The organism is Photobacterium sp. GSS17 (assembly GCF_028621875.1).
GTDB classification, from domain to species: Bacteria; Pseudomonadota; Gammaproteobacteria; order Enterobacterales; family Vibrionaceae; genus Photobacterium; species Photobacterium ganghwense.
In genome coordinates, this window is the sequence record NZ_CP117517.1 from 411,803 (window position 1) to 431,795 (window position 19,993).

Consider the following 19,993-nt stretch of genomic DNA (forward strand, 5'->3'; position numbering starts at 1 on the left):
ATAGGCCCGTTTTCATCTATCGCATCTGTACCTGACGATTACTCGTCCAGGAAGCTGCGCAGCACGTCTGAACGGCTTGGGTGGCGCAGCTTACGCAGAGCTTTGGCTTCAATCTGACGGATACGCTCACGGGTAACGTCAAACTGCTTACCGACCTCTTCCAGGGTGTGATCGGTGTTCATGTCGATACCAAAACGCATACGCAGCACTTTCGCTTCACGCGGCGTCAGACCAGCCAGCACTTCGTTAGTTGCAGCGCGCAGGTTGGTCGCGGTTGCTGCATCCATTGGTAGCTGCAGCGTGGTATCTTCAATGAAATCACCCAGATGTGAATCTTCATCATCACCGATTGGGGTTTCCATCGAGATCGGCTCTTTCGCGATCTTCAGCACTTTACGGATCTTGTCTTCCGGCATCTGCATGCGCTCTGCCAGCTCTTCCGGCAGTGGCTCACGACCCATCTCCTGAAGCATCTGACGTGAGATACGGTTCAGTTTGTTGATGGTTTCAATCATGTGAACCGGAATACGGATCGTACGTGCCTGGTCGGCGATAGAGCGGGTGATTGCCTGACGGATCCACCATGTTGCGTAAGTCGAGAACTTGTAACCACGACGGTATTCAAACTTATCAACCGCTTTCATCAGACCGATGTTACCTTCCTGAATCAGATCCAGGAATTGCAGACCACGGTTGGTGTACTTTTTCGCGATCGAGATAACCAGACGCAGGTTGGCTTCAACCATTTCTTTCTTCGCACGGCGCGCTTTCGCTTCACCGATGGACATACGACGGCTGATGTCTTTGATACGCTCAACGCTCAGGCCGGTTTCTTCTTCCAGCATGCGCAGTTTGGTCGCACAACGACGCAGTTCTTCTTCGTAGTTCTTCAGACGTTCCGCGTAAGGCTTGCCTGAATTCAGCGCTTCGTCGATCCACGCGGTTGACGCTTCGTTGCCGGCAAACAGGTTTACGAAAGTTTTCTTCGGCATCTTACTGTTGTCGACACACATACGCATGATCAGGCGCTCGTTAGTGCGCACTCGATCCATGGCATCACGCAGCGAGCTGACCAGCTTGTCGAATTGTTTCGGGATCAGACGGAACTGCTTGAAGATTTCAGACAGTTCGTCGATAGCCTGAACAGTTTCCGCGTCGTTACGGCCTTTAGAATCAATGGCAACCGCCATTTTTTCATAAGCAAGACGCAGCTCATTAAACTTCTCACGCGCTACTTCAGGGTCGATACCTGAGTCTTCCTCAGTATCAGAGCTGTCATCGTCGTCGTCATCGTCTTCAAGATCTTTGTCTTCGTCTTCAAGATCTGCTTCACTCAGTTCAGAACCGATGTGCGTTGCTGTTGGAGCGGTTGTTTCTTCTTCGTTAGGATCAACGAAGCCTGAGATAATATCAGTCAGGCGTAGTTCGTCGGCTTCGACTTTATCAAACTGCTCAAGCAGGTGAGCAATTGCGGTCGGGTATTCGGCTACGGAGCACTGTACCTGGTTGATACCCTCTTCAATACGTTTTGCGATGTCGATTTCGCCTTCGCGCGTCAGCAGCTCAACAGTACCCATTTCGCGCATGTACATACGCACAGGGTCGGTTGTACGGCCAATTTCGCTTTCCACGCTGGAAAGGGCCTGAGCCGCGGCTTCAATCGCATCTTCGTCCGCATTGTCTTCTGTCATCATCAGATCATCGGCATCAGGGGCAGTTTCAACTACCTTAATACCCATGTCATTAATCATCTGAATGATGTCTTCCACCTGATCAGAATCGACAATGTCTTCCGGAAGGTGGTCATTTACTTCGGCGTAGGTCAGATAGCCTTGTTCCTTGCCCTTAGCAACAAGTAACTTCAGCTGTGACTGCGGATTTTGCTCCATAGACGATATCCAACTTAGGGTCTGATTGAGAATATAGTATGCAGAGATGCAAACCAGCGATTATAACAAATTTCTTAATTGATGACTACTTATTAGCCGGGACGGTTGAGCAACAACAACTGCAAATCCCGCTTCTCTTCGACTGATAAGCCGACGCTTCTTGACTTAGCCTGCAACTTTTCGATTTGTTGTTTGACGCACTGGTCAATCACTTTGTCCATTGCGTCGAGAAATACGTCCAGGGTGTTGTCCTCATCTGGAGTGAGGGGAAGCTCCCAGGCGGCCAGACGGGCCAGCATGGCTTCGCTCTTGCTTCCACGCCAGCTTTCGAGGAGCTGGCCTGTTCTGATATTGGGATTAGTTCGACATTTTTCAACTATGGCCAATAATAAATTTAGCCCAGGGATGTCAATCCCTTCAAATGCAGCAGCATCAAATTCCAAGCTGTCCACAAAGTTTGGATTCTGGATCAGCAGGGCGATCACTTCCCGCATAGGGGTACGCTTAATCTCTGGCTGGCCGAGCTTCTTCTGAGACTCATTTCCCTGACGGGAGATGAGCTGTTGCAGCTGCGCCTCATCCGGCAGACCCAGCTTCTGTCCCAGGACTTCACGCAGGTACAGCCGCAGGGTACCGCCCGGCACTTTGTCGATCAGCGGCACGGCCAACGTACTGAGTTTAGCCTGTCCTTCCCGGCTGCTGGTATCAACTTGCAGCAGTAGGGTACTGAACATGAACTCGGACAGGGTCATGGCTTGCTGAATCTGCTGCTCAAACCCGTCTTTGCCGTACTGGCGGATATAGGTATCTGGGTCCTCGCCATCCGGCAGGAACATAAATTTCAGCTGACGGCCATCGTTGAGGTACGGCAGCGCCTGCTCCATTGCCCGCCAAGCGGCCTCGCGCCCGGCCCGGTCACCGTCATAACAGCACACCACGGTGCCGGTCTGGCGGAACAGGGTCTGGATATGGTCACCCGTGGTAGAGGTACCCAGTGAAGCCACAGCGTAGTCGACGCCGAACTGTGCCAGCGCCACCACATCCATATAACCTTCTACGACCAGCAGTTTTTCCGGCTCGCGATGTGCTTGAAGCACTTCGTAAAGGCCGTACAGCTCGCGCCCTTTATGGAAAATCGGGGTTTCCGGTGAGTTCAGGTATTTCGGGGTGCCATCACCCAGTACCCGACCACCAAAGCCGATCACCCGGCCACGGCGGTCGCGGATTGGGAACATAACCCGGCCGCGGAAGCGGTCGTAGCGGCGTCCGTTGTCGTTCTCAATGAGCATTCCGGCTGTGACCAGCGCCTGCTGGCTTTCCATGTCACGGCCAAAACGGTTACGAACCTGGTCCCACTGATCCGGTACAAAACCAATCCCGTACTTCTGCACGATATCGCCGGACAGCCCGCGGTTTTTCAGGTAGTCGATGGCAACTTTGCCTTCGCTGCCGCGCAGTTGGGTTTGATAAAACTGGCTGATTTGCCCCATCATCTCGTACAGGCTGAGCTTTTCTTGGCTGCGTGCACTGGGACGGCCACCGCCGCTGCCCTGTTCGCGAGGTACTTCTAGCCCGACCTGGGACGCGAGTTCTTCAATGGCCTCGACAAACTCCAGGCGGTCAAACGCCATAACGAAATCAAGGACATTACCGTGCGCGCCACAGCCGAAACAGTGATAAAACTGCTTTTCCTGGCTGACTGAAAATGAAGGGGTTTTCTCGTTGTGGAAAGGGCAACAGGCACCGAAGTTTTTGCCTTGTTTCTTCAGCTTCACCCTGGCATCCACAATATCTACGATGTCATGTCTGGCGATGAGATCATCGATAAATGTACGTGGGATTTTTCCTGCCATAGAGTGCGTGTTACCTGAGATTCAATGGAACAGAATCAAGTCAAAACGTTCGCACCAGCGTGGAGAGGGGGCAACAGCGCTTTGAATTGATGTCAGGGAAAAGCCTGACTGAAATATACAAACAAGCCGCGCATTCCGAAAAACCGGATAGCACGGCTTGCTGCAGAAACTGGGTAGAGGGATTAACCGAGCTTGGCTTTCACCAGTTGGCTAACTTTACCCATATCGGCACGACCCTGAATCTGAGGCTTCAGCACAGCCATCAGTTTGCCCATGTCCTGCATGCTGGCAGCACCGGTTTCAGCAATTGCCGCATCCAGCAGAGCAACGACTTCGTCTTCGCTCAGTGGTTGAGGCATGAATTCTTCCAGTACTTTAATTTCAGCAAGCTCGGCATCAGCAAGATCTTGGCGCTCGGCAGCTTCATATTGAGCTGCAGAGTCACGGCGTTGCTTGACCATCTTAGTCAGCACTGCCAGCACGTCGTCATCGGAAAGAGTGATCTTCTCGTCAACTTCACGCTGCTTAATGGCAGCCATAGCAAGACGGATGGCACCAAGGCGAGGTTTGTCTTTCGCCTTCATTGCCGCCTTTTGTTCGTCTTTAAGACGCTCAATCAGGGTCATAACACGTTCCTTCTGTTAATCTCAGGGATTAGTACAGACGAACGCGACGCGCGTTTTCGCGAGCCAATTTCTTCAGGTGACGCTTAACAGCCGCTGCTTTAGCGCGCTTACGTACTGTAGTAGGCTTTTCGAAGTGCTCACGACGACGAACTTCAGAAAGGATACCTGCTTTTTCGCAAGAGCGCTTGAAACGACGTAGTGCTACGTCAAACGGTTCGTTTTCACGTACTTTGATTACTGGCATGTAATACTCACCTCAGAGTGATTCGGTTAACGCTGACGTTCAATAAAGTGTCAGCTGATTAAAAATGGTGCGAAATTCTAATCTGATCTGGGGGCGTTTGTAAAGCATTCTACAACCCTGAACTGGTTAATTTCTGTCAACAGCGGTAGTATGGCCTCCAATTACCATAAGTATAGAGGTTGTTATGCGTATACTGGGCATCGAAACCTCCTGTGACGAAACAGGTGTAGCGATTTTCGATGATGAAAAAGGCCTGTTGGCCCACGAGCTGTACAGCCAGGTAAAACTGCATGCTGACTACGGTGGTGTGGTGCCTGAGCTGGCTTCGCGTGACCATGTCAAAAAGACCATTCCGTTGATCAAAGAAGCGCTGAAAAACGCTGGCCTGACACCGGCTGATCTGGATGGTGTGGCGTACACCGCGGGGCCGGGCCTGGTCGGTGCACTGCTGGTTGGCGCAACCATCGGGCGCAGCCTGGCGTATGCGTGGAACCTGCCTGCGGTTGCGGTTCACCATATGGAAGGTCACCTGTTGGCCCCGATGCTGGAAGACAATCCGCCAGCTTTTCCGTTTGTGGCACTGCTGGTTTCCGGCGGACACACCATGATGGTGGAAGTACGTGCTATCGGTGAGTATCAGATTCTGGGTGAATCAATTGATGATGCGGCCGGTGAAGCGTTCGATAAGACGGCGAAGCTGATGGGACTGGATTATCCGGGGGGCCCGCTGCTGTCTCGTCTGGCAGAGAAAGGCACGCCGGGGCGTTTCACCTTCCCGCGTCCGATGACCGACCGTCCGGGGCTGGACTTTAGCTTTTCTGGCCTGAAAACATTTGCTGCCAACACCATCCGTGCCAACGGTGACGATGAGCAGACACGTGCTGACATCGCTTACGCGTTCCAGGAAGCCGTGGTGGATACTCTGGCAATCAAATGCAAGCGTGCTCTGAAGCAGACTGGCTTTAAGCGTCTGGTGATTGCCGGTGGGGTCAGTGCGAATAAGCACCTGCGTGAGCAGCTGGAAGCCATGATGACCAAAATGAACGGGGAAGTGTTCTACCCGCGGACTGAGTTTTGTACCGACAACGGTGCGATGATTGCGTATGCGGGGATGCAGCGTCTGAAAAATCAGGAAAGCTCTGATCTGAGCGTGAAAGCTCATCCGCGTTGGCCGATTGATCAGCTAAAGCCTATCGACAACTGAGTTGCGCTGTCGCGTGTACCTGCCGCGGCAGTGACCAAACGGCCGTACTGAGTAAGCGGCGCTGTCCGGGAAGCGGTTATTCCTGAGGGGGCGTGGTTTTACCGGTGCGGCTGAATTTTTTCCAGATCTTCGATTCTTTGCCATCCAGCAAGCGCCGGACATTGTCGTGATGACGAAATACAATCAGGCACGACAGCATTGCTACCGGCATGGTGTATTCCGGTTTGACCCACCAGGTAAACAGCGGCGCCGCCAGTGCAGTGACCATTGACCCCATGGATGAATAACCGGTGACCAGTACCGTCAGCAGCCAGGTGCCGGCCAGCATCCCGCTCAGATCCCAGCCGATTGGCGCGAGGGCACCAAACGCCGTCGCCACCCCTTTCCCGCCGCGAAAATGAAAAAAGATAGGGTAGATGTGGCCCAGACAGGCAGCGATACCGATGAAACCCAGCAGAAACGGATTCACCCCGATGAGGTAACTCAGCCAGACCGGAAGCATACCTTTGAGGATATCGCACAGCAGCACCATTGCCGCCGCACCGCGCCCGCCCAGCCGTAACACATTGGTTGCACCGGGGTTGCCGGAGCCTGATTCTCGCGGATCGGGCAGGCCGTACAGTCGGCAGATCAATACCGCACTGGATATTGAGCCAAGCAGATAGGCGCCGATAATGATCAAGAGAACAAGTGGGGTCATGCAGGGCTCCGTTTGCCAGCGCGCCGCGCTGATTAAATCCTTACTCACTCATTGGCCGGCCTATGGTATAGTGCTAGCCCGCCTCACATAGGCAACTGGGTGAGCTTGAAATCAACAACGTATTATATCGACGATTTCGACCCGATAATACGCGTTTTAGCTCAAATTAGGTATCCGACCTCTAACAAAATTAGCGATTGAACATGGATTCAGTATTTATCGAACATCTTGAAGTCATTGCCACTATTGGAGTGTATGACTGGGAGCAGGAAATCAAACAGAAGCTGGTGCTAGATCTGGAGATGGCTCACGATAACCGTCCGGCAGCAGACAGTGACGATGTGGCCTATGCCCTGGATTATGCGGCGGTTAGCCAGGCGGTTACCGACCATATTCAGAATGGCCGTTTCTTGCTGGTGGAGCGAGTGGCAGAGGAAATTGCCGGCTTGATCATGACCCAATTTTCCGTGCCCTGGCTTCGGGTACGAGTGACCAAACCTGGCGCGGTTGCTAATGCCCGTGGTGTCGGTGTGGTGATTGAACGAGGCACTAAGTGACCACTGTGTATATCAGCCTGGGCTCGAATATCGAGCGGGAATACCATATTCAGGCTGCGATCGCGGAATTGCAAAAACTCGGTGCGGATTTTCAGGTTTCGACTGTGTTTGAGGCTGAGCCGGTCGGTTTTTCTGGACCGAACTTTTACAATTGTGTGGTTGCCATGAAAACGTCGTTATCGTTGGATAAGCTGCACCAGACGCTCAAGCAACTGGAAATTAAGTATGGCCGCTCACCGGAGGCGGCCAAATACCAGAGCCGGACGCTGGATTTGGATCTGCTGATGTACGGCGACACCATTCAACAAAGCCAACCAATTTTACCGCGTACGGATATTTTTCGGTTTGCGTTTGTCTTACAGCCGCTGGCAGAGCTGAGCCCTGAGCTGACAATCCCCGGTGATGGTCGGACCATTGCTCAGCTGTGGCAGGCAAGCACGTTTGAGCAGGCGTTGTGGCCTGTGGAAGATTTTGTATTTTAAGGACAGTTAATGAGTCATTTTGAAGCCTTTGTGTTGGCCCTGATCCAGGGGTTGACGGAATTTTTGCCGATCTCAAGTTCTGCTCACCTGATTTTGCCGTCGGCCGTACTGGGCTGGGAAGATCAGGGACTGGCTTTTGATGTGGCTGTGCATGTCGGGACGCTGGCGGCGGTGATCGGTTATTTCCGTAAGGAAGTGGTGACCCTGCTCAGTGCCTGGGTGGGTTCGATCTTCCGCCGCAAGCATACGGCGGAATCTCAGCTGGCATGGATGATTGTGCTGGCGACGATTCCGGCCTGTATTTTCGGCCTGATGATGAAAGACTTTATTGAACTCTACCTGCGCTCGGCCTGGGTGATTGCGATCACCACCATCGTATTTGGTCTGCTGTTGTGGTGGGTGGATAAGCGTGCCAGCCAGCAGGTTGACGAGTACGCGGCTGACTGGAAACGTTCACTGTTTATTGGCCTGGCACAGGCCGCAGCGATGATCCCGGGCACTTCGCGTTCTGGGGCGACCATGACTGCGGCGCTGTACCTGGGCTTTACCCGTGAAGCGGCAGCGCGCTTTTCGTTCCTGATGTCGATTCCGATCATTCTGCTGGCGGGCAGCTACCTGGGTACAAAACTGGTGACCAGCGGTGCGCCTATTCAGGTCGGCGCGCTGGGGATTGGCTTCGTTGTGTCGTTTGTCAGTGCTTACGCGTGTATTCACGTGTTCTTGAAGCTGGTGACGCGTTTAGGGATGTTCCCGTTTGTGATTTACCGCCTGTTGCTGGGTGTGGGCCTGCTGGCCTTCCTGATGAGTAACTGAGGCTTGATTAGGCACGCTATCGCGTCGTCACAACGTACCAAGACAAGTTACAAACGACAGATCACAACATTGCAAAAGCCCGGCATCTTGCCGGGCTTTTTGTTTTTGCGGGTGCGGCGGACAGTTTGGCGATGAACTGCCTGTCTGGAGTTATCCCCGGAGCGGGGCCAGAACGGCTTTTATCGCTTCGGCCCGGCGCAGTGCCAGTTGCTCTTTGATCGCCTTACCCTGAAAACCTGCTTCTACAATCGGTTTGACCTCGACCGCCTGTGCCGCCGAAAAAGCGGCCAGCAGCCAGTCAGCCTGCGGGTACGGATCCTGCTCGAACCCGGTGCGGCCACGGATATCTGCGCGGCAGCATTGCGCCAGTTGCTCGACCCGCTCCGGTTTGCGCCAGGCATCGATCTGATCAAACAAAGTGACGAAGGTGGCCGGACGCAGTTCGTTGGCGTGGTGCACTTTCGTGTGTTGGGCACAGACAAACAGGGCGGTGTCCCGATATTCGTTCGGAACCCGGAGGCGCTGGCACAGTTGCTTGATTGCGCCCAGTCCAGTCTGGCAGTGCATCTTATGGCTTGGCCACTCCGCCGGCGGAGTCAGTGCCTTACCCAGATCGTGTACCTGAGCGGCAAAACGCACCTGCAGCGACTCGCTGAGGAGCGCGGCCTGCTCGGCCACCATTATGGTATGGATCCCACAGTCAATTTCCGGGTGCCATTTTTCCGGCTGCGGAACGCCAAACAGGTTGTGAATCTCCGGCATGATCACCGCCAGAGCCCCGCACTGGCGCAGGACTTTGAGGAAAACTTCCGGGTTCGGAGTCTGTAGTGACTTTTCCCATTCCATCCAGACCCGCTCCGGGGTCAGCGCTTCCAGCTCGCCGGCCACCACCATTTCCTGCATCAGTGCCATGGTATCCGGGGCAACGCTGAAGCCCAGATGCGCAAACCGGGCAGCAAAGCGGGCCACCCGCAGCACGCGCAGCGGGTCTTCAACAAAGGCCGGGGAAACATGGCGCAGAAGCCGTTGCGCCAGATCCTGCTGGCCGTGGTAAGGGTCAATCAGGCTGCCGTCCTGGGCCTGCGCAATGGCATTGATGGTCAGATCGCGCCGCATTAGATCCTGTTCAAGGGTCACATCGGGGGAGGAGTAGCAGACAAAACCGGTATAGCCTTTGCCGGATTTTCGCTCGGTGCGGGCCAGGGCGTGCTCCTCTTTGGTTTTCGGGTGCAGGAATACCGGAAAGTCGCTGCCGACCTGGGTATAGCCCCGCTCCAGCATTTGTGCCGGAGTGGCACCGACCACCACCCAGTCTTTGTCTTTCACTGCCAATCCGAGTAAGGCATCTCGAACGGCCCCGCCAACCAAATATGTCTGCAATGTCTTTTCCTCTTGTTTCGCGGACTGTAACGCGAATTGCGCTGAACTTTTTATTTTCAAGTATATCAAACCGGGCACTGAACACGAATGGCTTAACTGATTGTGATCCGTTATGAAATGACGGCGTTCACAGGGGGCCGGGGCTATACATTCAGGCAGGGTACAGGTAACGTAACCCTATTTCCCCTTACGCCCATTGATGAGAGCTGATGGCATGTACCAGGAATTCTACGGCATATCGGAATCGCCGTTTTCAATTGTGCCGAGCGCACGCTTTCTGTATCTGAGCGAGCGCCACCGTGAAGCACTGACGCATATGCTGGCCAGCCTGAACGGAGGCGGCGGTTTTGGCCTGCTAACCGGTGAGGTTGGTACCGGCAAAACCACGGTGCTGCGTTCTCTGGTGGCTCGGCTGCCGCAGGAAACTCAGGTGGCTGTCGTACTGAACCCTTCGCTGTCGACCCGTGATCTGCTGGCCAGCCTGTGCGATGAGCTGGCTATCAGCTATCCGGCTGATGCCAATCTCAAGCAGCTGACTGATGCTATTTATCAGCATCTGTTGGAAAACCACCGCAACGGTCGGCAGACCCTGCTGTTGATTGATGAAGCGCAGCATCTGATGCCAGATGTGCTGGAACAACTGCGGTTGCTTACTAACCTGGAAACGGACAGTACCAAATTGCTTAAGGTGGTGCTGGTCGGCCAGCCGGAACTGCAACAGTTGCTCCAGCAGGAAAGATTGCGTCAGCTGGCACAACGGATCACCACCCGTTACCACCTGTTGCCGCTGACCGGTGAGGAAGTGTGCGAATACATTAATTACCGCCTGCGGGCGGTGGATTGTTTACATCAGGTGTTTGCGCCAGCGCAGGCCCAGCAAATTGCCAAGGCGACCGGTGGCATCCCGCGCTTGATTAACCTGGTGTGTGACAAAGCGATGCAGCTGGGACACCAGCACAGTATGCACCAGCTCAGTCGCGACGTGGTTGCGAAAGCGTGCGATGAAGTATTGAGCTGGCAATTGCCCTCGCAACCGGCAGAAGCGACGTCAGGCGCGGCCAAATCCACAGGTCGTCCGGCCAGCTTGGCGTTGGCCGCTGGCTTGGCTGTGGCGCTGGGCGGCGCGTATCTGCTCGGCGCTATTCCGAGCGTCAGTGCGCCGTTTCCGCAGCTGCTATCCGCATCCATGGCCAAACCGGCAACGTCTGTGTCTGCCGGGCAGCCAGTGATATCGACAGGAGCCGTGACAGAAACGGCAATACCTGTGACCGCACAGCAGACGTCGTCAACGTCGCTTGCGATTCAGACAGCCACCGCTGACGCCCGCTGGCAGCACCTGATCCGTCTGGCTGATTCAGAGCGTCAGGCGATGCAGGAGCTGTTTCGCCTGTGGGGCTATGAGACCAACCTGAATCAGGCGAACTGTGAATCCGGCAGCCTGATTGCCATGAGCTGTTTCCGCGGCAAAGGTGATTTGGAGCAGTTGGGGATTACCAACCGCCCGGCCATTTTGTCGCTCAGCGATCCAGCTGGCCCCGCGTATTACGCCACCTTATACGCTATCGGGCGTGATCAGGTTGAGTTGTTGCTGGCGGGGGAGCGCATTGCGGTCAGCCCGAACTGGCTGAATGCTCGTTGGAACGGGGAGTACACCCTGTTATGGCGGCCGCCGCTGGGGGATAAGAGTGCGATCCGCTATGGCCAACAGGGGCCGAGAGTCCGCTGGCTGGATCGTCAGCTGAGCAGTATTCTGGGTGAGGCGCAGAGCGGGCAGGATACCTTCGAGCAGAGGTTGCTGGATAAACTGCGCCGGTTCCAGCGCGCACAGGATTTGTCTGCCGACGGCATCGCCGGTCCCCGGACGCTGATGGTGATTGATGCCGCTCTGAATTTACCGGGCCCGACGCTGCAACCGGAGAGAAGTTAATGTCCAAGTTATTATCTGCCATTGCCCAGTCCGAAGCCCAGCGCCAGCCGCGTTCACCGTCACTCAGCCGGGCCCGAACGAGCGGTTCGGTCGTCACTGAACCGCCGGTACGACGCTGGGGTCTGCCGCTGCTGAGCTTTCTGCTCCCCGTAGCGGGGATGCTGGTTTATACCGGGTATACGCAGGGCTGGCTGGCTGGCGGTGTGCCTCAGCTTGCCGCTGATGTGTCTTCGCCAATGACGCAAGCAACGGAGCCAGCGCCAGCATTGTCTGCCCCGGATGACACCGTCGCCGGGTCAATGTTGGAAGGGGCAGGGAGCCGAACGTATCCCGCAGGCATTGAACGCTTACCTTACCCGGAGTTTTATACGGAGCCGCTGCCTCGCCTGAGCCTGGCTGCTGACGAATCGTATCGGTATGCGCCAAGCGCCTCGTCCCAGGCTGATGCTGACAGCCCGTATGTTGATCCGTATGCGGAAGCGCTGCCTGCCGATGACACCCTGTCCCAGGCGGAGCCAGCCGCGGACAGCTGGGATCTGGATGGCCTGGATTATTCCGATGTCTCTCCTGAGCTGGCTGCCCATCTGCGATCGGCGATTGCTGCGACTCGTGGCGATGAAACATCCGCTGGGTATGCACAGAAAATGGTGGTTGATGAGGTGGCACCGGCCCCGGTAAAAACTGAGCCTGAGCCGATCGCAATTGGCGATTTACCGGCTTCGGTACAAAAACGGATCCCGACATTGAATTTCCAGACCCATATCTACGCCTCCACGGCGAACAGCCGTTGGGTCAAAGTGAATGGTCGTGAAGCCTATGAAGGGGATGAGATTGCGCCGGGAGTGGTACTGCGCCGGATCGAACCGCGTCAGGTGGTGTTCGATTTTGACGCCTACCTGGTGGCTATGCCAGCGCTGTCGGAATGGTAGTTGGTTTGCTGGTTTGCAAATTTGTTTTGTCGAGCACGACGTCACGCCAGTAAATGATAATCGAGCCGACTGGTAAGTCGGCCCAGCGCCCAAATAAAAAAGCAGCCAACAGGCTGCTTTTTTATCGTGTTGTTCTGACGGGGGACAATGCTTTAGTACTCCGCCAGCGCTGATGGCTCGCGCGACAATTAAGCCCAGCCGTTGTTACGTTTACGACGACGTGGGATCAGGTGCGGTAGGATCAGACCAAACAGCAGACCACCGCCGGCCACCATGCCGCCGTATGTGAACCACTTCATCAGCAGGTCATCTTTCTGAGTATCCAGCTTGGCACGCAGTTCGCGGATTTCCGTTTGTGACGCCATCAGTTGCTCATTGAGCTGACTGTTCTGGGTTTCCAGATCGGTTACCTGCTTGGCGCGCAGTTGCAGAGTTTTTTGCATGCCTGCGGTTTTCTCATCCGTTGACTGCAATGCATCTGCTAGTGAGGCTTTCACTTGAGTCAGCTCTTTTTCCAGCGCAGGAACACGCTCTTTCAGACCCACCTGCTTGGAAATGAAGTCGTTGCTCACCCAGCCGGTGCGGCCTCGGTCATCGCGGACTTTACTGTAGCCGGTTTCGCGGTTTACTTCTAGCAGGTCCACTTTCGTGCCTGCGTTCACACTGCCCATAATACGGTATTGGGTACTAGGGCCCGTGTGCATGTATGTGAACAGATCATCCGAGATATAGCGAGTCTGTTCGGCTTTGGCTGGCAGCGTAATTACCGCAAAAGCCAGTACAAGTAAGCTGATTAGTTGCTTCACAATTTGATTCCTTGCGGGAGCCTGTTTTCTTGGGAGCACAAATACTAAAAACTTTGGCTTCCCGGTGCAAGAAAAGAGGGAGGCATAGCCTCCCTCTTTTGTGAACCAGACTCCGGTTTGACAGGTTTTAACTGAACAGGGCTTGCATCACATAGAAGAATATGACGGATAGCAGAGCACCGGCTGGCAGGGTAACGACCCAAGAAGCCACGATGTTACGTACTACACCCAAGTTCAGGGCGGCAATACCGCGGGCAAAGCCCACACCCAATACTGCACCTACTAGAGTTTGCGTGGTCGAAATCGGCAGACCCGTACCTGAAGCCAGTACTACGGTAGACGCAGTAGCCAGCTGAGCAGCAAAGCCGCGGCTTGGGGTCAGTTCAGTGATACCGGTACCGACAGTTGCCATTACTTTGTGGCCCATGGTTGCCAGACCGACAACGATACCAATGCCACCCAGAGGCAGGATCCACCAGGCAATTTCACTTTTCTCTGCAATTTGGCCCAGGTGATCAACTGTTGACACAACGGCAGACAGAGGACCAATGGCGTTAGCTACGTCATTCGAACCGTGTGCAAAAGCCATCGCACAGGCTGTCACAACCATCAGCAGGCTGAATACTCGCTCAACACCCGCGTAACCGTTACTGTCGATAGAAGAACCATCGTCAGTGTACTTACGGCTGATGTAGATGTAGCCGAAGATCATGACGACAGCTGAAACCGCTATTGCTGCTAGCCAGGCTTCGCCGTTAGACAGGTGAAGACCAACGTGCTTCAGACCTTTCTTAATGGTTACCAGTGCAATCACCATCGAGGTGATGAACATGTAAACCGGGACGAAACGCTTGGCGTTGATCAGTGGGTTATCGGTATCGAAGATCAGGCGCTGGGCACTGATGAAAATGGCGTAGGCAAAGAAGCCGGAGATCAGCGGAGTAATGATCCAGCTGCCGACGATGCCTTGTACCGAACTCCAGTCAACGGCTTCAGTACCCACTGACACACAGGCAAAACCAATGATGGCACCAATGATTGAGTGAGTGGTTGAAACCGGCCAGCCCATGTAAGAAGCAACCAGCAGCCAAGTACCAGCCGCCAGCAGAGCTGACATCATACCGTACACCAGGATTTCCGGATTGGCGGCATAATGGGAAGTTTCGATGACCCCTTTACGGATAGTGTCTGTTACCTCACCACCCGCCAGGTAAGCACCGGCAAATTCGAAAATCATCGCAATGATGATTGCTTGCTTAACGGTCAGCGCTTTCGAACCTACAGAGGTACCCATGGCGTTGGCAACGTCGTTCGCACCAATACCGATAGCCATTAAAAAACCAAAGAAAGCCGCCACCAAGATGATCATGGTGCCGTAGTTAGCCAGGATTTCCATTGTAAAACCTTGTTTTTGTTACCTTCGCTTAAGAACGCGATAGCATGATTTCCAGGCGCGAGCCGACGCGTTGTGCTTGGTCAGCAATTGCGCCAATCCACTCGAGGATTTTGTATAGGAACATGACATCCACCGGACTGTGCTGGTCTTCGATGGACATGAGCTGTTGCCGTAGTCTGATCTGCATGCTGTCGGTATCGTCTTCGATAACGTCAAGCTGGTTGATCATTTCGGCCACAAGGGTGACTTCACGGCCTTTAAAGCCGGTTTCCAGCAGCTCGTCCAGTTCGTTGATCACGCGGTTCGCCTGACTGGCGGAATCGAGACAACGCTGAACATAAGCGAGGAAGTCAGGATACATTTCGGTAGGAATTTGCAGCTGGCGTCCCAACACACGGCCTGCGATATCTTTGGCCAGGTTGGCAAGTTTGTCCTGCTGAGTGAGGAGGTCGAGCATGTCAGTCCGGTCGACTGGCATAAACAGACCACGAGGAAGTTTCAGGCGAATTTCGCGTTTGAGCACATCCGCATCTTTTTCAAGCTGGGAAATTTGCTCGCGCACGACCGTAGCCTGCTCCCAATCTCCGGCTTTACAAGCCTCAAAGAACGGGACAAGTAGATCGCAACATTCATTTACACGAGTAACGTGACGTTGCAGCGGTTTAATCGGGGATTTAGCAAAGAGCCCCATAATCGTATTTACTGGCATAGCCGAATAACCTAGAAAGAGCCGATATTGGCGAATTCTTGTTCGATGGTCATTAAGGCGCGCATGGTAACGCATAAGTAAGTATAGGGGAACTAATTTTGATCAAGGTTTTGTTTATATTTCGTGCTTGCCCCTAAAGGAAATTGCCAATATCCTTGGTTTGCCACTGTTTATAGGTAGGACTATGGAAACCGAGATAGAACTGAAGTTTTTCGTCTCACCAGAATTTTCGAACCAATTACTGGCTAAAATCGCCGAAGCGAAAATTCTGCAGCAAAGTCGTCGTGAGTTAGGCAACATCTACTTCGACACGCCAGACCAAATTCTTCGCCAGCACGACATCGGCCTTCGGGTTCGTCGTTTTGATGATGTTTTTGTTCAGACATTGAAGACAGCAGGTCGCGTGGTCGCAGGACTGCACCAGCGCCCGGAATACAATGCTGAAACCAATGGTACCGATCCTGATCTTTCCCTGCATCCTGTGGATGCCTGGCCGGAGACGCTGAACGTCAGCCAGGTACAGCAGCAACTGACCCCCATATTCTCAACGGATTTTGTCCGCCAGCAATGGCTGATCGCGATGCCGGACGGCAGCCAGATTGAGCTGGCTTTCGACCAAGGCGAAGTCAAAGCGAACGGCAATACCGATCCGATTTGCGAAGTCGAGCTGGAGCTGAAATCCGGTCAGACCGATGCCCTGTTTATTCTGGCCCGAGAGCTGTGTGCCTTAGGTGGGATGCGCCTGGGTAACCTGAGCAAGGCGGCCCGTGGCTACCGTCTTGCCGCCGGTTACCAGGGGGATGACGTCAAACCGCTCGACCACGTGCCGGTCACAGATGAAGACAATGTGGAAAGCGCGTTTGTCAAAACCCTTGAACACGCGTTGGGACACTGGCATTACCATGAGCAGATTTACGCCGAGCGTCAGGAACGCGCGGCACTGATCCAGATTCAGCAGGCTTTGGGACTGCTGCGGCAGTCGCTGGTGGTGTTTGGCGGGATGATCCCGCGTCGTGCCAGTGCATTGGTGCGCCAGGAAGTGCAATGGCTGGAAGGTGAGCTGGAGTGGCTGACCGAGGCTTCCGGCATTGATTACCTGCTGGCCGAAAAAGGTTACGCCCTGAAAAAACTCAATGCCCGTAAAGCGCTGATGAAGCAGTTAGAAGCCCGTCAGGCCGATCTGCCGGATGAATGGGAGATGCTGCAGCTGATCCAGTCGTCACGTTATTGTGGCCTGTTGCTTGACCTGAGCCGCTGGATTCTGAGTCGGGGTTGGCAGCCGTTTCTGGACGACAAAGCCCGCGCCCGGCTGAGTAGCCCGCTGAAAGGCTTTGCCGATCTAACCCTGTCCCGCTCCTGGCAGGAATTGCTGGATGTGTTTCCGGCCGAGCGTCAGCTCAACCGGGTTGACTACCTCGATCAGCAGCCGCGCCTGGCCCGCAATTTGCTGAGCGGCCTGAGCTTTGCGGCGTTATATGACGAGGAAAAACGCCGGATGTTCCGGATGCCTTGGCTTGATTTGCTGCAAGGGATTGAAGACCTGCGTCAGCTGGAGCCAGTACGTGAACTGGCTGCCCTGCAGGACGATGAAGAAGATCGTCGTCAGGTTGAAAAATGGCTGTCCCGTCAGGAAGACTCGCTGATCCATGCCATGGATCAGACTCGCCAGATTGGCATAGACTTGACGCCTTACTGGCCTTAATACGCGGTGTGACGCACCGCTTTAATACGTAAGATTTAATGCGTAAAAAATGCCCGGCATATAGCCGGGCATTTTTAATTGTCCTGCTTATCCTGCTTATCCTGCTTATCCTGCTTATCCTGCTTATCCTGCTTATCCTGCTTATCCTGCTTATCCTGCTGTTCTCGCTGGCTCAGGCGCTGTTCCAGTGCTTCCAGCCGGTTCAGCAGCATTTCCTGATGTCTGAGCATTTGCTGCCACTCTTTTTCATGGCGTTCGGCATTCCGTTGCTGGTTGTGCTCTGGATCAGAAATAAAGGATGTCACCAGGCCGGCGACCATACCAAACAGACCCACCCCACAAATGATCATCACCGTTGCCAGCATTTTGCCCATCAGAGTCACCGGGTAATGGTCGCCATAGCCGACCGTTGAGATAGTCACAATAACCCACCACAGGGCATCGAAGGCATCTTTGATGTTTGACTCCGGCACGTTCCCCTCAATGATCAGCATCATCGCAGAACCGACCGAGATCAACACGGTAAGCAGCAGGAAAATACTGGCCAGGGTGGCTTCCCGTCGGTGACTGCGGATTTGGTTTATAACGTGGCGGCTGGAGCGGATCAGGCGTATGACGCGGAAAATTTGGAGCAGCCGGCCAAAGCGGAAAGGTTCGATCACCGGGATGCTGGCGAGAAAGTCCAGCCAGTGGGCCTTCAGGTAGGCGCGTTTATTATCAGAACGAACCAGATCTGTCAGCAGCTGGAGCCAGAACACCAGGCAAATCATGGTATCGATGGCCAGCAGCAGGTGGTAACTGTTGCTCTGGCGTGGCACAAAAATCATGGTGGTCACAATCGTCAGTGACGCGAAGGACAGTACCAGCGCCATCAGGCTCATGGGGTTGAGTTCATATTTGATGGCTTCGTGCTTTTTCTTCATTAAATTTTTATGGTCCCCAGTCGATAGATACAATGACTCATATTGTTTTAGTGCAAAAAATAACTCATCTAAAGCGCGGCAAGAATAAAAAAACGCTCTCCTGAAGGCTCAGATGCCGAGTCGAAGGAAGGTAGAACTATATATGGAGATTCCACATGACCAAAATGGTTTTCAAGCCATGGGAACAAGGGTTAACCAATATTAAGCTGGTCCCCAAGCTGGTGCTGTTGATGGTATTCAGTACCGTCTTGCTGGTATGCAAGCAGCTCTGGGACGCCAATACGTTTTATCACTCCGTGGTGGAGATCCAGCAGGATCGGGCCAAAGAACAAGCCGAAGCTACTGCGGCCGGGATTCGGAGTATCCTCAGTGATAATACCCGTGACAGTCTGCTGGTCGAGCAACTGGTAACGGCTCAGGCCAAGGCGATGAATGCGGGTGCCTATGTGTATCTGGTCGAGCGCGACGCCAAGAAGGTGCTGGGTCACCCTCAGGCGCGTCGTCTGACGGATCTGACCGCGCAGGTGGAAAACGGTACCAGCCTTAGTCAGCAACTGCAGCAGCACCGCGGTGCGGCCAGTCTGATTCTGGCTGACCAGTCACGGTTTGAATACGCTGTTGAGCTGCCGGCGCTGAACTGGGTGGTGGTGGCGTCTCAGCCGGCTTCGGAAGCTGAAACGTATTACCAGCAGTATCTGATGCAGGTGGCCTGGCAGACCGGACTGATGATTGTCTCTTTTATGGTTATTCTGCTGGGGGGCTCCAGTGTAATGCTGCGCCAGACCCGTTACCTGGCGGACAACATTCAGCGCCTGGCGGCACGTGACATGTCACAGCCGATCCAGATGGAATGCCGGGATGAGTACGGCGATCTGGCCCGTGAACTGGAGAAGACCCGGCGCCAGCTGCGTGAGGTTATTTGCAATCAGCGCGAGGCGGCAAGTGAGCTGTCTGAGCTGGCGGAAGTGATGTCAGTCAGCATGATGGAAACCAAGGCATCGGCGCAGGAAGAGTTCAACGAAATTGATCAGCTGGCTTCAGCCATGAGTGAAATGAGCTCCACAGTGCAAACGGTGGCAGAGCATGCCCGTGAAGCGTCGGCGGCAACGGAAGGCAGCTCGGCTCAGGCGGAGCAGGGCCAGCAGTTTGTGTCCCAGACGATTAACATCATCAACTTGCTGTCGCAGGACATCACCCAGTCCGCCCATGCGGTTAATCAGGTAGAAGAGCGGGTCGAGCAGATCGGCAGCGTGATTGTGACCATCCAGGGAATTTCAGAGCAAACTAACCTGCTGGCACTGAATGCGGCCATTGAAGCGGCGCGGGCCGGTGAGGCGGGACGTGGCTTTGCGGTTGTGGCGGATGAAGTGCGCAACCTGGCGCAGCGTACCCAGACCGCGACCATTGAGATTCAGGAAATGATCAGCCAGCTGCAGGGAAGTGCGCAGCAGGCGGTGCAGCTGATGGAGCAAAGTGTGGTGGAAGCGGCAGAAGGGGTCGAGCAGGTCACCAGTGCTGGCGGCGAGCTGGATAAGATTGTCGAGCAGGTGCGTCTGATCAATGACATGAACTTCCAGATTGCGTCGGCGGCGGAGCAGCAGAGTGCCGTTGCGGATGAAATGAACCAGAACCTGACCAATGTCCGGGAGCTGGTTCAGGCATCCGTGAACGTGGTGACGGAGCTGACGGAAACCGCCGATGTGATGCAGAACCATGCCACTGATTTGGAGAAAAAAATCCAGGCATTTACGGTGTGATCCGACAATAACTTTCACTTGATTTCAACGCCCGCATTTGCGGGCGTTGTGCTATCGTAAGGTGATTTTTCATCGTCACCGCAGCAGAGACAGACA

The 19,993-nt window shown here is 54.4% G+C and carries 18 protein-coding genes; 8 read left to right on the forward strand and 10 right to left on the reverse strand.

Features of this window, described 5'->3' with window-relative positions; all coding sequences use genetic code 11:
* Positions 1-38 precede the first annotated feature (38 nt).
* The 4 genes from rpoD to rpsU form a co-directional block, all read right to left on the reverse strand.
* On the reverse strand, positions 39-1,889 hold the full coding sequence (gene rpoD, locus PGW97_RS01975; protein ID WP_273858398.1) for an RNA polymerase sigma factor RpoD: 1,851 nt from the start codon (positions 1,887-1,889) through the stop codon (positions 39-41).
* A gap of 92 nt (positions 1,890-1,981) precedes the next feature.
* Entirely contained in the window at positions 1,982-3,742 is a 1,761-nt protein-coding gene (gene dnaG / locus PGW97_RS01980; RefSeq protein WP_273858400.1) for a DNA primase, read from the reverse strand.
* A gap of 182 nt (positions 3,743-3,924) precedes the next feature.
* Positions 3,925-4,368, reverse strand: a complete 444-nt coding sequence (locus PGW97_RS01985; RefSeq protein ID WP_047883712.1) for a GatB/YqeY domain-containing protein — start codon at positions 4,366-4,368, stop codon at positions 3,925-3,927.
* Positions 4,369-4,396: 28 nt separating this feature from the next.
* Positions 4,397-4,612, reverse strand: coding sequence for a 30S ribosomal protein S21 (rpsU, locus tag PGW97_RS01990; protein ID WP_005301411.1), 216 nt, complete (start codon positions 4,610-4,612; stop codon positions 4,397-4,399).
* A 184-nt stretch (positions 4,613-4,796) separates the two neighbouring features.
* Between rpsU and tsaD the strand changes: the two genes are divergently transcribed.
* Positions 4,797-5,816, forward strand: a complete 1,020-nt coding sequence (gene tsaD, locus PGW97_RS01995) for a tRNA (adenosine(37)-N6)-threonylcarbamoyltransferase complex transferase subunit TsaD (RefSeq protein ID WP_217393352.1) — start codon at positions 4,797-4,799, stop codon at positions 5,814-5,816.
* Positions 5,817-5,892: 76 nt separating this feature from the next.
* Here tsaD and plsY read toward each other — a convergent pair whose 3' ends face one another.
* Positions 5,893-6,516: a glycerol-3-phosphate 1-O-acyltransferase PlsY gene (gene plsY / locus PGW97_RS02000; RefSeq protein WP_047883714.1), complete on the reverse strand. Its 624-nt coding sequence runs from the start codon at positions 6,514-6,516 to the stop codon at positions 5,893-5,895.
* 203 nt (positions 6,517-6,719) lie between these two features.
* Between plsY and folB the strand changes: the two genes are divergently transcribed.
* From folB to PGW97_RS02015, 3 genes are read left to right on the forward strand one after another with little or no spacing between them, the layout of a single operon-like run.
* Positions 6,720-7,073 carry a dihydroneopterin aldolase gene (gene folB, locus PGW97_RS02005; RefSeq protein ID WP_047883715.1) on the forward strand — a complete coding sequence of 118 codons (354 nt, stop codon included), beginning with the start codon at positions 6,720-6,722 and terminating at the stop codon, positions 7,071-7,073.
* Complete coding sequence (gene folK / locus PGW97_RS02010) at positions 7,070-7,555, forward strand: 2-amino-4-hydroxy-6-hydroxymethyldihydropteridine diphosphokinase (RefSeq protein WP_273858444.1); 486 nt, start codon at positions 7,070-7,072, stop codon at positions 7,553-7,555. The genes folB and folK overlap by 4 nt, the downstream gene beginning before the upstream one ends.
* 9 nt (positions 7,556-7,564) lie before the next feature.
* Entirely contained in the window at positions 7,565-8,368 is an 804-nt protein-coding gene (locus tag PGW97_RS02015) for an undecaprenyl-diphosphate phosphatase (RefSeq protein WP_273858446.1), read from the forward strand.
* 150 nt (positions 8,369-8,518) lie between these two features.
* Here PGW97_RS02015 and PGW97_RS02020 read toward each other — a convergent pair whose 3' ends face one another.
* Positions 8,519-9,748, reverse strand: a complete 1,230-nt coding sequence (locus PGW97_RS02020) for a multifunctional CCA addition/repair protein (RefSeq protein ID WP_273858448.1) — start codon at positions 9,746-9,748, stop codon at positions 8,519-8,521.
* Positions 9,749-9,962: 214 nt separating this feature from the next.
* Here PGW97_RS02020 and PGW97_RS02025 point away from each other — a divergent pair, with 214 nt between their 5' ends.
* Both PGW97_RS02025 and PGW97_RS02030 read left to right on the forward strand, forming a co-directional pair.
* Positions 9,963-11,675: an ExeA family protein gene (locus PGW97_RS02025; RefSeq protein ID WP_273858450.1), complete on the forward strand. Its 1,713-nt coding sequence runs from the start codon at positions 9,963-9,965 to the stop codon at positions 11,673-11,675.
* A complete protein-coding gene (locus PGW97_RS02030; protein WP_273858451.1) occupies positions 11,675-12,604 on the forward strand; it encodes a general secretion pathway protein GspB in 930 nt (309 codons plus the stop codon). The genes PGW97_RS02025 and PGW97_RS02030 overlap by 1 nt, the downstream gene beginning before the upstream one ends.
* Before the next feature lie 188 nt (positions 12,605-12,792).
* Here the strand turns inward: PGW97_RS02030 and PGW97_RS02035 are convergent, their stop codons facing one another.
* The 3 genes from PGW97_RS02035 to PGW97_RS02045 all read right to left on the reverse strand — a co-directional run bounded on the left by PGW97_RS02035 (position 12,793) and on the right by PGW97_RS02045 (position 15,515).
* Positions 12,793-13,410, reverse strand: a complete 618-nt coding sequence (locus tag PGW97_RS02035; RefSeq protein ID WP_047883720.1) for a TIGR04211 family SH3 domain-containing protein — start codon at positions 13,408-13,410, stop codon at positions 12,793-12,795.
* A gap of 127 nt (positions 13,411-13,537) precedes the next feature.
* Complete coding sequence (locus PGW97_RS02040) at positions 13,538-14,806, reverse strand: inorganic phosphate transporter (protein WP_047883721.1); 1,269 nt, start codon at positions 14,804-14,806, stop codon at positions 13,538-13,540.
* 28 nt (positions 14,807-14,834) lie between these two features.
* The gene (locus PGW97_RS02045) at positions 14,835-15,515 is read right to left on the reverse strand and encodes a TIGR00153 family protein (RefSeq protein WP_047883722.1); all 681 of its coding nucleotides are present in this window, start codon (positions 15,513-15,515) and stop codon (positions 14,835-14,837) included.
* A gap of 184 nt (positions 15,516-15,699) precedes the next feature.
* Here PGW97_RS02045 and PGW97_RS02050 point away from each other — a divergent pair, with 184 nt between their 5' ends.
* A complete protein-coding gene (locus tag PGW97_RS02050; RefSeq protein ID WP_273858453.1) occupies positions 15,700-17,217 on the forward strand; it encodes a CYTH and CHAD domain-containing protein in 1,518 nt (505 codons plus the stop codon).
* A 74-nt stretch (positions 17,218-17,291) separates the two neighbouring features.
* Here the strand turns inward: PGW97_RS02050 and PGW97_RS02055 are convergent, their stop codons facing one another.
* Positions 17,292-18,140, reverse strand: coding sequence for a potassium channel family protein (locus PGW97_RS02055; RefSeq protein ID WP_273858454.1), 849 nt, complete (start codon positions 18,138-18,140; stop codon positions 17,292-17,294).
* Between the two features lie 155 nt (positions 18,141-18,295).
* Between PGW97_RS02055 and PGW97_RS02060 the strand changes: the two genes are divergently transcribed.
* On the forward strand, positions 18,296-19,897 hold the full coding sequence (locus PGW97_RS02060) for a methyl-accepting chemotaxis protein (protein ID WP_047883725.1): 1,602 nt from the start codon (positions 18,296-18,298) through the stop codon (positions 19,895-19,897).
* Positions 19,898-19,993 lie beyond the last annotated feature (96 nt).